The sequence below is a fragment of the Streptomyces sp. NPDC050287 genome (genome assembly GCF_044459385.1).
In the GTDB taxonomy this organism is placed as follows: Bacteria; Actinomycetota; Actinomycetes; order Streptomycetales; family Streptomycetaceae; genus Streptomyces.
This window is the reverse complement of the sequence record NZ_JBITIY010000007.1, coordinates 613,854-627,170: the sequence shown is the minus strand read 5'-3', so window position 1 is coordinate 627,170 and position 13,317 is coordinate 613,854. Positions and strand designations below refer to the sequence as shown.

General features: G+C 70.2%; 11 protein-coding genes. 8 read left to right on the top strand and 3 right to left on the bottom strand.

Going from position 1 to position 13,317, the window contains the following annotated elements:
* Positions 1–62: 62 nt before the first annotated feature.
* A complete protein-coding gene (locus tag ACIBK3_RS27940; protein ID WP_399369912.1) occupies positions 63–1,043 on the top strand; it encodes an ATP-binding protein in 981 nt (326 codons plus the stop codon).
* Positions 1,044–1,046: 3 nt separating this feature from the next.
* Here ACIBK3_RS27940 and ACIBK3_RS27935 read toward each other — a convergent pair whose 3' ends face one another.
* Positions 1,047–2,324 (bottom strand): hypothetical protein, encoded by a 1,278-nt coding sequence (locus ACIBK3_RS27935; RefSeq protein WP_399369910.1) that lies wholly within the window; start codon positions 2,322–2,324, stop codon positions 1,047–1,049.
* 284 nt (positions 2,325–2,608) lie between these two features.
* On the opposite strand from ACIBK3_RS27935, the gene ACIBK3_RS27930 reads away from it, so the two are divergent.
* The 7 genes from ACIBK3_RS27930 to ACIBK3_RS27900 all read left to right on the top strand — a co-directional run bounded on the left by ACIBK3_RS27930 (position 2,609) and on the right by ACIBK3_RS27900 (position 11,334).
* Positions 2,609–5,008, top strand: coding sequence for a bifunctional SulP family inorganic anion transporter/carbonic anhydrase (locus ACIBK3_RS27930; protein ID WP_399369908.1), 2,400 nt, complete (start codon positions 2,609–2,611; stop codon positions 5,006–5,008).
* A 27-nt stretch (positions 5,009–5,035) separates the two neighbouring features.
* Positions 5,036–5,215, top strand: coding sequence for a hypothetical protein (locus tag ACIBK3_RS27925; RefSeq protein ID WP_399369906.1), 180 nt, complete (start codon positions 5,036–5,038; stop codon positions 5,213–5,215).
* 612 nt (positions 5,216–5,827) lie between these two features.
* On the top strand, positions 5,828–7,789 hold the full coding sequence (gene acs / locus ACIBK3_RS27920) for an acetate--CoA ligase (protein ID WP_399369904.1): 1,962 nt from the start codon (positions 5,828–5,830) through the stop codon (positions 7,787–7,789).
* Between the two features lie 261 nt (positions 7,790–8,050).
* Positions 8,051–9,502 (top strand): Na+/H+ antiporter NhaA, encoded by a 1,452-nt coding sequence (gene nhaA / locus ACIBK3_RS27915; RefSeq protein ID WP_399369902.1) that lies wholly within the window; start codon positions 8,051–8,053, stop codon positions 9,500–9,502.
* 79 nt (positions 9,503–9,581) lie between these two features.
* Complete coding sequence (locus tag ACIBK3_RS27910) at positions 9,582–10,073, top strand: phage holin family protein (RefSeq protein ID WP_399369900.1); 492 nt, start codon at positions 9,582–9,584, stop codon at positions 10,071–10,073.
* On the top strand, positions 10,070–11,020 hold the full coding sequence (locus ACIBK3_RS27905) for an alpha/beta fold hydrolase (protein ID WP_030940648.1): 951 nt from the start codon (positions 10,070–10,072) through the stop codon (positions 11,018–11,020). Before ACIBK3_RS27910 ends, ACIBK3_RS27905 begins: the two co-directional genes overlap by 4 nt.
* Positions 11,021–11,148: 128 nt before the next feature.
* Positions 11,149–11,334: a hypothetical protein gene (locus ACIBK3_RS27900; RefSeq protein WP_399369898.1), complete on the top strand. Its 186-nt coding sequence runs from the start codon at positions 11,149–11,151 to the stop codon at positions 11,332–11,334.
* A gap of 24 nt (positions 11,335–11,358) precedes the next feature.
* Here ACIBK3_RS27900 and ACIBK3_RS27895 read toward each other — a convergent pair whose 3' ends face one another.
* Both ACIBK3_RS27895 and ACIBK3_RS27890 read right to left on the bottom strand, forming a co-directional pair.
* Complete coding sequence (locus tag ACIBK3_RS27895) at positions 11,359–12,558, bottom strand: MarP family serine protease (RefSeq protein WP_399369896.1); 1,200 nt, start codon at positions 12,556–12,558, stop codon at positions 11,359–11,361.
* A 48-nt stretch (positions 12,559–12,606) separates the two neighbouring features.
* Entirely contained in the window at positions 12,607–13,302 is a 696-nt protein-coding gene (locus tag ACIBK3_RS27890; RefSeq protein ID WP_399370014.1) for an NUDIX hydrolase, read from the bottom strand.
* Between the last annotated feature and the right edge of the window lie 15 nt (positions 13,303–13,317).

Below are 13,317 nucleotides of genomic sequence, written 5' to 3'. Positions count from 1 at the left end.
GGAGTGGTCTTCTTCACGCAACCCTGCCACGGAGAGCTATAGCGACACTACTCTCGGTAAGCATGAAAATTGCTTTCGTCGGGAAGGGCGGCAGTGGCAAGACCACCCTGTCCTCCCTGTTCATCCGCCACCTCGCGGCCACCGGCGCTCCGGTCGTCGCCGTCGACGCCGACATCAACCAGCACCTGGGCCCGGCCCTCGGTCTGGACGAGGCGGAGGCGGCCGCATGGCCCGCGATGGGCGAGTGCCTGCCACTGATCAAGGACTGTCTGCGCGGCTCGAACCCGCGCATCTCCTCCGCCGACACGATGATCAAGACGACCCCGCCCGGCGAGGGCTCCCGGTTGCTGCGGGTGCGCGAGGACAACCCGGTCCACGACGCCTGTGCGCGGCCGGTGGAACTCGACGGCGGCGCGGTCCGTTTGATGGTCACGGGTGCCTTCACGGACGCCGACCTGGGGGTCGCCTGCTACCACTCCAAGACGGGCGCGGTGGAGCTGTACCTGAACCACCTGGCGGACGGCCCCGACGAGTACGTCGTGGTCGACATGACGGCCGGTTCGGATTCCTTCGCCTCCGGCATGTTCACCCGCTTCGACATCACGTTCCTCGTCGCCGAGCCGACCCGGAAGGGGGTCTCCGTCTATCGCCAGTACAAGGAGCACGCCCGCGACTTCGGCGTCGTCCTGAAAGTTGTCGGCAACAAGGTGCAAGGGCAGGACGACCTCGACTTCCTCCGCGCCGAGGCCGGGGAGGACCTGCTCGCGACGGTCGGACACTCCGACTGGGTGCGCGCACTGGAGAAGGGCCGGCCGCCCCGGTTCGAGCTCCTGGAGGACGCCAACCGCCGCGCCCTGCACCAGCTGCGGACGGCCGTCGACGCGACGTACGCGCTGCGCGACTGGGAGCGCTACACGCGGCAGATGGTCCACTTCCACCTGAAGAACGCCCAGTCCTGGGGCAATGAGCGCACCGGGGCCGACCTGGCGGCACAGGTCGACCCCTCCTTCGTACTGGGTGAGGGCGCCGCGGCAACCGTCTGACGGCTACGGCTGCTTGGCAGCCGGCGCCCCGGGCACGCCCTTCGGGGCCGGGGCCGGGCGGCCCGACAGGAAGGACGCCCAGCCCTGCTTCGGGGCCTCGCCGACTCCCAGGGCACGCAGCTTCTGCAGGGTCTTCGGGTCCTGGGCGTCCAGCCAGTCGGCGAGCTGCCGGAAGGACACACAGCGCACGTCCGGCTTGTTGCAGACCCGCTCGACGACCTCCTCGACGGCCCGCATGTACGTGCCGCCGTTCCAGGACTCGAAGTGGTTGCCGATGATCAGGGGCGCGCGGTTGCCGTCATAGGCCCGGTGGAAGCCGTCGAGCAGACTGTCGCGCATCTGGTCGCCCCAGAAATCGCGTTTCGCGGGGTCGCCCTGGGTCGCGGTGCCGGACTGGTTGACCATGAAGTTGTAGTCCATGGTCAGCTGCTCGTAGGAGTGCCCGGGGAAGGGCACGAGCTGCATCGACAGGTCCCACAAGCCCTGCCTCTTCTTCGGCCACACCTGGTTGTTGACGCCGCTGGTGTCATAGCGGAAGCCCAGTTCGCCGGCTGCCCGCACGAAGTTCTCCTGGCCCTCCAGGCAGGGTGTGCGGCCGCCGACGAGTTCCTTGTCGTAGTCGAAGGGCAGCGGGGCGGCCTTCGTCATGCCGGTGTTGGTCTTCCAGGACTTCACGAATTGCTTCGCCTGGGCGATCTCGTCCTTCCACTCCTCCACCGACCACTCGCCGACCCCGCCGCCGCTGCCGCAGAAGTGGCCGTTGAAGTGGGTGCCGATCTCGTTGCCCTCCAGCCACGCCAGGCGCAGCTGTTTCACGGTGTCGGCGATGCCCTGCTCGTCGTTGAAGCCGATGTCCGAGCGGCCCGGGGAGTGCTGCGGAGGCCGGTAGAGGTCGCGCTTGTCCTCCGGCAGCATGTACACGCCGCTCAGGAAGTACGTCATCGTCGCGTTGTTCGCCTTCGCCACCTTGCGAAAGTGGGAGAACAGCTTCTGGCCGTCCTCCCCCGCGCCGTCCCAGGAGAAGACCACGAACTGCGGGGGCTTGTGGCCCGGCTTGAGGCGTTCGGGTCTGGGCAGGTGCGGCTGCGCTCCGGTGTACGCGGTGGAGCCGTCGCCGATCAGGCGGACCACGCTCTTGGGCGGCGCCTGGACCGGTTTCGCCTTCTGTGGGCCCGAGGCCCCTGCCTTGGCACCGTCGGTACCGATCGTGCAGCCGGCGAGTGACGCGGCACAGGCCGCTGCGACCACGGTGCCCGCGATGATCCTCTGGGTGGCGGCCATGTCCGCCCACCTTCTTCCTTCTCTCGGGCCGACGCCGATGAGGGCGTGTGCGGGTAATGCGCCGCCAAGGTCGCATGAGATGAAGAAGGAATTAGTACGACAAGCCGATCAAAAGATTGATTCGCACTTTACGGTGATTCGTTAGCCCATTTGCCCAGAAAGTCCACGCTGTGGCTTTACTCTGCATTACGATTCATTTACCAAGAATTGATTCATCCCGCCGCTGTACGCCGTGACCCACGGCCGCCGTTCCGCGACCGCGCCGCCCCGGAGGAGACGGGAACATGTCAGCCTGCGTCCCCACCCACGCCACCGACCCGAGTCGGACCCAACGCGACCACCAGCCCCACAGCCCACCGCCGACCGAGCCCCGCCGCTTCCGTATCGCGGGCGCTGACGCGTCGGCCTCCATCGCGGTCTTCCTGATCGCCCTCCCCCTGTCCCTCGGCATCGCCCTCGCCACCGGCGCGCCCCTCCAGGCCGGCCTCGTCGCCGCCGCGGTCGGCGGTCTCGTCGCCGGAAAGCTCGGCGGCTCCCCGCTCCAGGTCAGCGGACCCGCCGCCGGACTCACCGTCGTCACCGCCGACCTCATCCACCGGTACGGCTGGCGGACGACCTGCGCCATCACCGTCATGGCCGGTCTCGCCCAACTGGGCCTCGGCTGCCTGCGCGTGGCCCGCACGGCCCTCGCCGTGAGCCCGGCCATCGTGCACGGCATGCTCGCCGGCATCGGCGTCACCATCGCCGTCGCCCAGCTGCACATCGTCCTCGGCGGCACCCCGCAGAGCGCCGTCCTCGACAACCTCCGCGCCCTGCCCGCCCAGTTGGCGGGCCTGCACCCGGCCGCCGTGTCGGTGAGCGTGCTGACCCTGAGCCTGCTGCTGCTCTGGCCGCGGATTCCCGGCCGGGTGGGGCACCTGCTGCGCAAGCTTCCCGCCGCCCTGGTCGCCGTCGCCGGGGCCACCACCACCGCCTCGCTCGCCGGACTGACCCTGCCCAAGGTCGGGCTGCCGTCCTGGAGCAGCCACGCCCTGGCGGGACTTCCCGAGGGTCCGGTGCTCGGTCTGGTCGCCGCCGTAGTCACCACCACGCTGGTGTGCAGCGTGCAGTCGCTGCTCGGCGCGGTCGCCGTGGACAAGCTCGTGTCCGGCCGCCCCGGTCTGTCGGCCCGCGTCGGACGCGCCGACCTGGACCGCGAGTTGCTCGGTCAGGGTGCCGCCAACATCGTCTCCGGCTCGCTCGGCGGGCTGCCGGTCGCAGGTGTCGCCGTGCGCAGTTCGGCGAATGTCCAAGCGGGTGCCGTCAGCCGGAACTCCACGATGTTGCACGGCGTTCTCGTAGTAGTCGCCGCGCTGCTGATGGTCCCGATCCTGGAGCTCATCCCGCTCGCCTCGCTCGCCGCCCTGGTGATGGCCGTCGGCATCCAGATGGTGTCCCTGCACCACATCCGCACGGTGACGCGCCACCGAGAAGTGCTGGTGTACGCCGTCACCGCACTCGGCGTGGTCCTGCTCGGCGTCCTGGAGGGCGTGGCGCTCGGCATCGCCGTGGCCGTCGCCGTCTCCCTGCACCGCCTCACCCGCACCCGCATCACGCACGACGAGAAGGAAGGAGTCCATCACGTCCACGTACGAGGCCAGTTGACGTTCCTGGCGGTGCCCCGCCTCAGCCGGACCCTGCATCTCGTTCCGCAAGGTACCCGCGCCGTCGTGGAGTTGGACGGTTCCTTCATGGACCACGCGGCGTACGAGGCGCTGCAGGACTGGCAGAAGACACACACCGCTCAGGGCGGCTCCGTCGAACTCACCGGCCGCCGCACCGGGGTCCGCATCGGCGAACCCGGAACCACGGACGACCACCCGATCTCGGCCACGGACGCCGAATCGGCGACCGGCACCACAGGCTGCCGTTGCAGCCCGTGGACGCCCTGGCGCAACCACCAGTGCGACGGCCCGCAGTCCGCGTCCGCACCGGCTCCCGGCGGACAGCCGGGAGAAGCGGGCGTCTCCGGCGAGCCGCGCGGGCATGAACTGGCGCGTGGCATCAGCGCGTTCCAGCGTCACACCGCACCGCTTGTGCGCGGTGAGCTGGCCCGGCTCGCGCGCGAGGGACAGCGGCCCTCCCAGCTGTTCCTCACCTGCGCCGACTCACGGCTGGTCACCTCGATGATCACCTCCAGCGGTCCCGGTGATCTGTTCGTGGTGCGCAATGTGGGCAACCTCGTTCCGCTGCCCGGCCAGGAAAGCGGGGACGACTCGGTGGCGGCCGCGATCGAGTACGCGGTGGAGGTGCTGAAGGTGCGCTCCATCACGGTGTGCGGGCACTCCGGGTGCGGGGCCATGCATGCGCTGCTGAACGCCGAGCCCGGGGGCGCCCAGACCCCGCTCAAGCGGTGGCTGCGGCACGCACTGCCCAGCCTGGAGCGCATGGCCGACGGCAGCCGGCCGTGGGCCCGGCTGGCCGGCCGGGCACCCGCCGACGTGGTGGAACAGCTCTGCCTGACCAACGTGGTCCAACAGCTGGAGCACCTGCGCGCCCACGAGTCGGTGACCCGGGCCCTGCGCGACGGAGCGCTGGAGCTGCACGGCATGTACTTCCACGTGGGCGAGGCACAGGCGTATCTGCTCACCGGAGCGGACGGGGACGTCTTCCACCACGTACGGGCGGCCGGCCTGTCGGCGTGAGGCCTCCGGGCAGGAGCCGGCGCCAGGGTGTGCGACCTCAGCTCCGATCCCGGCGTCGGAGCCGGCGGCCGCTCCGGCTCCGGCTCCGGCTCCCGCTCCCGCTCCCGCTCCCGCTCCCGCTCCGGCTCCGGCTCCGGCTCCGGCTCCGGCTCCGGCTCCGGCATAGGCTCCCGCTCCGGTTCCAGCTCCGGCGTCAGCACCCCGTAGGCGAGCGACCAGCAAGCTCCGGTTGAAGCCCCGGCCCCGCCGCCTGGCCGCCCCCGCTCTCTCTGGCCTGACGCTCGGATCCCGCCCCCGCCCCCGCTCAACCCCCTTCCGGCTCCCGACTCCCTACTCCCGGCTCCCGACTCCCGGCTCCCGACTCCCGCCCCCCAACCCGACCCCCGCCCCAACCAGCAGCCGCGTCAGCGCGCGCCGCCCAGCCACACCCACACCCAACTCACACGCGTGACCCAAACCCTGCCCCTCCCCGTAACCAGAGCCCAGCGCTGCCTCGCCCCGTGCGCCGAGCCCGTGGCCCCAGCTCGCCCGCCCCCAACTGTGAAAGCCGCGACACCCCTGAACTCTCCCCACCCCCCGTCCGTGACTACGAATGACCCGGCCACAGCCGTCAAAGGACACGAGGCACCCAAGACACCGAGACACCCGCACCGCCAGGGCTGTGGACGAGACAGGTCTAAACCAGTTACCCCGTCGACCCTTGTCACCAGCCCCTCGGGTCTGATGAGCTGTGGCCTGGGACACAACGGACACCCTGGGAAAGGCAGATGCCGTGAGCAACGAAAGCCTGGCCATCCTGTTGAAGGAGGAGACGGGACGATGAGCGAGACTTCTTCCCTCTCCAACCTGCTCAAGGAAGAGCGCAGGTTCGCACCCCCCGCCGACCTGGCCGCCCACGCCAACGTCACCGCGGAGGCGTATGAACAGGCCAAGGCTGACAGGCTCGGCTTCTGGGCCGAGCAGGCCCGCCGACTGACCTGGGCCAAGGAGCCGGCCGAGACGCTGGACTGGTCGAACCCGCCGTTCGCCAAGTGGTTCAAGGACGGCGAGCTCAATGTGGCGTACAACTGCGTCGACCGGCACGTGGAAGCCGGGCACGGCGACCGGGTGGCCATCCACTTCGAGGGCGAGCCGGGCGACAGCCGGGCCATCACCTACGCCGAGCTCAAGGACGAGGTCTCCAAGGCCGCGAACGCCCTGCTGGAGCTTGGTGTGCAGAAGGGCGACCGGGTCGCCGTCTACATGCCGATGATTCCCGAGACGGCGATCGCGATGCTCGCGTGCGCCCGGATCGGCGCCGCGCACTCCGTCGTCTTCGGCGGTTTCTCGGCGGACGCGCTCGCGACCCGGATCCAGGACGCCGACGCGCGGGTCGTCATCACCTCCGACGGCGGCTGGCGGCGCGGCAAGCCGTCCGCGCTGAAGCCCGCCGTCGACGAGGCCGTCGAGAAGGCCGGCAACGTCGAGCACGTCCTCGTGGTCCGCCGTACCGGCCAGGAGGTCGCCTGGAACGACAGCCACGACCTCTGGTGGCACGAGATCGTCGAGCGGCAGTCCGCCGAGCACACTCCGGAGGCGTTCAACGCCGAGCAGCCGCTGTTCATCCTGTACACGTCCGGTACGACGGGTAAGCCGAAGGGCATCCTGCACACCTCCGGCGGCTACCTCACGCAGACCGCGTACACCCACCACGCCGTCTTCGACCTCAAGCCGGAGACCGACGTCTACTGGTGCACCGCCGACGTCGGCTGGGTCACCGGGCACTCGTACATCGTCTACGGGCCGCTGGCGAACGGCGCGACACAGGTCATGTACGAGGGCACCCCGGACACCCCGCACCAGGGCCGCTTCTGGGAGATCGTTCAGAAGTACGGGGTCACCATCCTGTACACCGCGCCCACCGCGATCCGTACGTTCATGAAGTGGGGCGACGACATCCCCGCGAAGTTCGACCTCAGCAGCCTGCGGGTCCTCGGCTCGGTCGGCGAGCCCATCAACCCCGAGGCGTGGATCTGGTACCGCAAGCACATCGGCGCCGACCGGACCCCGGTCGTCGACACCTGGTGGCAGACCGAGACCGGCGCGATGATGATCTCGCCGCTGCCCGGTGTCACCGCGGCCAAGCCCGGCTCCGCGCAGACGCCGCTGCCCGGCATCTCCGCGACCGTCGTCGACGACGAGGCGAACGAGGTACCGAACGGCGGCGGTGGCTACCTGGTGCTCACCGAGCCGTGGCCGTCGATGCTGCGCACCATCTGGGGCGACGACCAGCGGTTCCTCGACACGTACTGGTCGCGCTTCGAGGGCAAGTACTTCGCCGGTGACGGCGCGAAGAAGGACGACGACGGCGACATCTGGCTGCTGGGCCGGGTCGACGACGTGATGCTCGTGTCCGGGCACAACATCTCGACCACCGAGGTCGAGTCGGCGCTCGTCTCCCACCCGTCGGTCGCCGAGGCGGCCGTGGTCGGCGCGGCGGACGAGACGACGGGCCAGGCGATCGTCGCCTTCGTCATCCTGCGCGGCACGGCGAACGCCGAGGACGAGGGGCTGGTCGCCGAGCTGCGCAACCACGTCGGCTCCGCCCTCGGCCCGATCGCCAAGCCGAAGCGGATCCTGCCGGTGGCCGAGCTGCCGAAGACCCGGTCCGGCAAGATCATGCGCCGGCTGCTGCGGGACGTCGCCGAGAACCGCCAGCTCGGTGACGTGACCACCCTGACGGACTCGACGGTCATGGACCTCATCCAGGCCAAGCTCCCGGCGTCGCCGAACGAGGACTGAGCAGGACCGAACGGGACCGAACGGGACCGAACCAGCCTGAGAAACGGGACCGAGAGTACGTTCGGCGAGTAGGTACGGCCCTGAAGGGCACCCGGCGACCAGCGCGCCGGGTGCCCTTTTCGCCTCTAACGTTGGGGTCACCGGAATTGAATCCTCCCCGCGCACGTTAGGTAAACTAAACAAAGTAAGCTGAACCTAACAGGTGCGCCGGGAAGTCTGGTCGGCAAGTGTTCCGTCCTGCCCACCGACCGGAGGTCTCCCGTGGCCGCGCCTCGCACCAGCCCCACCCGCAAGGCCCTCGGACGGCTCTCCCTGCCCGAGCGGACCTTCGTCGCGGACGCGCTGCGCACCGAGACCGTCGGTGGCGTCCTGCTGCTCATCGCCGCCGTCGCCGCGCTGATCTGGGCCAACACCCCGGCGCTGCACGACAGCTACGAGAGCGTCAGCCACTTCCACCTCGGCCCCGAGTCCCTCGGCCTGAACCTGTCGGTCGCCCACTGGGCCGCCGACGGGCTGCTCGCGATCTTCTTCTTCGTCGCCGGCATCGAACTCAAACGCGAACTGGTCGCCGGCGACCTCCGCGATCCCAGGGCGGCCGCGCTGCCCGTCGTCGCGGCCCTGTGCGGGATGGCCGTACCGGCGCTGGTCTACACGCTCACCAACCTCACCGGCGGCGGCTCGCTGCAGGGCTGGGCCGTCCCCACCGCCACCGACATCGCCTTCGCGCTGGCGGTCCTCGCCGTCATCGGTACGTCCCTGCCGAGCGCCCTGCGGGCCTTCCTGCTGACGCTCGCCGTCGTCGACGACCTCTTCGCGATCCTGATCATCGCGGTCTTCTTCACGGCGGACATCGACCTCGCCGCGCTCGGCGGAGCGGCCGCCGGCCTCGCGGTCTTCTGGCTGCTGCTGCGGGCAGGCGTACGCGGGTGGTACGTGTACATCCCGCTCGCGCTCGTCAACTGGGCGCTGATGTACAACAGCGGCGTCCACGCCACCATCGCGGGCGTCGCGATGGGCCTGATGCTGCGCTGCACGCGGCGCGAGGGCGAGGAGCGCTCGCCCGGCGAGCGCATCGAACATCTCGTACGTCCGCTGTCGGCGGGCTTGGCCGTGCCGCTGTTCGCGCTGTTCAGCGCCGGTGTCGTGGTCTCCGGCGGGGCGCTCGGCGATGTCTTCACCCGGCCGGAGACGCTCGGTGTCGTCCTCGGGCTGGTCCTCGGCAAGGCGATCGGCATCTTCGGCGGGACCTGGCTCACCGCCCGCTTCACCCGTGCCTCCCTCAGCGACGACCTGGAGTGGGCGGACGTCTTCGCGGTGGCGACCCTGGCCGGCATCGGCTTCACCGTGTCACTGCTCATCGGCGAGCTGGCCTTCGCCGGCGACGCGACGATGACGGACGAGGTGAAGGCCTCCGTACTGTCCGGCTCCCTGATCGCGGCGGCCCTGGCGACAGTGCTGCTGAAGATACGAAACGCCAAGTACCGCAGGATGTGCGAGGCCGAGGAACGGGACGACGACCTCGACGGCATCCCTGACATCTACGAGGAGGACGACCCGGCCTATCACCTGCGGATGGCCGAGATCTACGACAGCAAGGCCGCCGAGCACCGCCGGATCGCCGAGCAGAAGGCCGCCGAGCGGACCGCCGACGCAGGGCGCGGACTTGCCGAAGTGCCGGGCGGGGCAGGCGAGGAGAACGACCGTCCGGCATGATCTGACGGGACGGTACAAAAGACGGAACCGTACGCACTCAGGCAGAAGACGGAACCGTACGCAGAAGAGGGAGACCGCGATGAGCGCACCCGACGGCAGCCCGGTCGGCTCCGAACGCAGCATCGGCCAGTTGTTCGCCTCGGCGACGACCGAGATGTCCGCGTTGGTGCACGACGAGATCGCGCTGGCGAAGGCGCAGCTCAAGCACGACGTCAAGCGCGGCGCGACCAGCGGCGGCGCGTTCATGGCGGCCGGCGTGGTGCTGGTGTTCTCGCTGCCGATGCTGAACTTCGCGCTGGCGTACGGCATCCGGACCTGGAGCGGCTGGAACCTCGCGGTCTGCTTCCTGCTGTCCTTCGCGGCCAATGTGCTCCTGGCCGGCCTCCTCGCCCTGATCGGGGTGGCGTTCGCGAAGAAGGCCAGGAAGAGCAAGGGCCCGCAGAAGGTAGCCGCGTCGATGAAGGAGACGGCGGGCGTCCTGCAGAACGCCAAGCCGCACCCGCGGCCGGCGCTCGAGGACGGGGTTCCGGACGCGAAGGCCATCGAGGCTGTGGCACGCTCGTCCTCATGACGGACCCTGCCGCTCCCTGGGCGCAACCCGCCTCGTTCGTACGCGTCGGCATCCCCGGCGGTACCGAGGTGACGCACCGGGACGTAGCCGCCAACGGCGCGCGTTTCCACATCGCCGAGCTGGGCGACGGCCCGCTGGTGCTGCTGCTGCACGGCTTCCCCCAGTTCTGGTGGACCTGGCGGCACCAGCTGACCGCACTCGCGGACGCGGGCTACCGGGCCGTCGCGATGGACCTGCGCGGCGTCGGCGGCAGCGACCGCACCCCGCGCGGCTACGACCCCGCCAACCTCGCCCTCGACATCACCGGCGTGATCCGCTCCCTGGGCGAGCCGGACGCCGCGCTGGTCGGCCACGACCTGGGCGGTTATCTGGCGTGGACGGCGGCCGCGATGCGCCCCAAACTCGTACGACGGCTCGTGGTCACCTCGATGCCGCACCCGCGGCGCTGGCGCTCGGCGATGCTCTCCGACGTCAAGCAGACCCGGGCCGGCTCCTACATCTGGGGCTTCCAGCGTCCCTGGGTTCCCGAGCGGCAGCTGACCGCGGACGACGGCGCGCTCGTCGGCCGGCTCATCCGGGAGTGGTCGGGCCCGCGGCTGCCGGACGACGAGGCGGTGGAGACGTACCGTCGTGCGATCTGCATCCCGTCGACGGCGCACTGTTCGATCGAGCCGTACCGCTGGATGGTCCGGTCCCTGCTGCGCCCGGACGGCATCCAGTTCAACCGGCGCATGAAGCGGCCGGTGCGGGTGCCGACGCTGCATCTGCACGGCTCCCTCGACCCCGTGATGCGCACGCGGAGCGCGGCCGGGTCCGGGGAGTACGTCGAAGCGCCGTACCGTTGGCGGCTCTTCGACGGTCTGGGCCACTTCCCGCACGAAGAGGATCCGGTCGCCTTCTCCACCGAACTGGTCAACTGGCTGAAAGACCCCGAACCCGATCGGTGACCGGGCCGGTGCGCCCGGTATCCGGACACTGAACACCTGTCCTACGAACAGCCAATTGCCTGGCGCATAGGCCAATTGGGGGGCCTGGGAGCGGTTATCGACCTTGGGGCGGGGGCAGACGTCCGGGTATGGGCTGGACGCACGACTACAGTGACGCAGCACGCAATCGCCGCTCGGCCTCAGGCCTGAGCTCCCACCAACGAGGCGGCGCCCCGGGTGTTCCGGGCGGCACGGACCTCAGGGTGGGGATCCCGCGCATCCTGCGCCGCCGGGCCCGCTGGGTCTCGGTACGCCTGCGTCATCCACGAGGCTGACGCGCCTCTCCCTCTGCGTCTGGTTCAGAGTGCGCAGCTGTCGCTGTCCACCTGCTGGTTCGCGGTGCGTCCCTTGGCGATGTCCTCCTGGATCTCGTCCGCGGTCAGCGCGTACCCGGTGTTGGCATCGTCGAGGGACTTCGCGAAGACCACGCCGTACACCTTCCCTTGGGGGGTGAGCAGCGGGCCTCCGGAGTTGCCCTGGCGGACCATCGCGAAGAGGGAGTAGACGTCGCGGCGGACGGTGCCGCGGTGGTAGATGTCCGGGCCGTTGGCCGTGATGCGCCCGCGCACGCGCGCCGCGCGGACGTCGTACGACCCGTTCTCGGGGAAGCCCGCGACGATCGCGCCGTCCCCTCCGGCCGCGTCCTGTGCGGTGAAGCGCAGCGCGGGCGCGCTCAGGTCCGGTACGTCCAGGACGGCGATGTCGCGCTGCCAGTCGTACAGGACGACCGTGGCGTCGTACTTCCTGCCCTCGCCGCCTATCTGGACGGTGGGCTCGTCGACGCCGCCGACCACGTGCGCGTTGGTCATGACGCGGCGGTCGCCGAAGACGAAACCGGTGCCCTCGAGGACCTTGCCGCAGCTCTCGGCGGTGCCCATGACCTTGACGATGGAGCGCTGGGCGCGGGTGGCGACCGCGCTGTTGGCGAGGGCCGGGTCGGGGGGCCGGACGTCGGTGATCTGCTCGTTCGAGAAGGGGCTGAAGACCTGCGGGAAGCCGTTCTGCGCGAGGACCGAGGAGAAGTCCGCGAACCAGGTGTCGGCCTGGTCGGGCAGCGCCTGCGACACGCCCACCAGCACCTTCGAGCTGCGGACCTCCTTGCCCAGCGTCGGCAGCGTGGTCTGCGCGAGAGCGGAGCCGATCAGCCAGGCCACCAGGAGCATCGCGACGACGTTGACGAAGGCGCCGCCGGTGGCGTCCAGGGCGCGGGCCGGGGACCAGGTGATGTACCGGCGCAGCTTGTTGCCCAGGTGGGTGGTCAGGGCCTGGCCGACCGAGGCGCACACGATGACGACGACGACCGCGACGACGGCGGCGGTGGTGCCCACCTCGGCGTTGTCGGTCAGGGCGTCCCAGATGACCGGTAGCAGATAGACGGCGACCAGACCGCCGCCCAGGAACCCGATCACCGACAGGATGCCGACGACGAAGCCCTGGCGATAGCCGACGATCGCGAACCACACGGCGGCGACCAGCAACAGGATGTCCAGCACGTTCACCGGTTCAGGCCTCGCCTCATCACTTTGCACAGCACGGCAGACACGATGTCACGCACGCCAGTCGAGGGGGACCTGCTTGTCCCGGTCCCACGGCCGCTCCCAGCCCGAGTAGTGGAGCAGACGGTCGATGATTCCGGCGGTGAACCCCCACACCAGGGCTGATTCGACCAGAAACGCCGGACCTCGGTGGCCGCTGGGGTGAACGGTGGTGGCCCGGTTGCCGGGATCCGTGAGATCCGCCACGGGGACGGTGAAGACCCTCGCCGTCTCGTTCGGGTCGACCGCCGCGACCGGGCTCGGCTCGCGCCACCAGCCCAGCACGGGCGTCACGACGAAGCCGCTGACCGGGATGTACAGCTTGGGCAGCACGCCGAAGAGCTGGACACCGGCCGGATCGAGCCCGGTCTCCTCCTCGGCCTCGCGCAGGGCGGCCCTGAGCGGCCCGTCACCCTGCGGATCGCCGTCCTCCGGATCCAGCGCACCGCCCGGGAAGGACGGCTGTCCGGCGTGCGAGCGCAGCGAGCTCGCCCGCTCCATGAGGAGCAGTTCGGGTCCGCGCTCACCCTCGCCGAACAGGATCAGGACGGCCGACTGCCGCCCCGCGCCGTCCGCCGGCGGCAGGAAGCGGCTGAGCTGCGACGGCTCGACCGTCTCCACGGCGTGCACCACCGGGTCCAGCCACCTCGGCAGGCCCTGGCTGCTGAGCGTCACCGGACCGCCCTGTGTGTTGCTCGCGCGTGTCATCGCCACCCCCGTCGT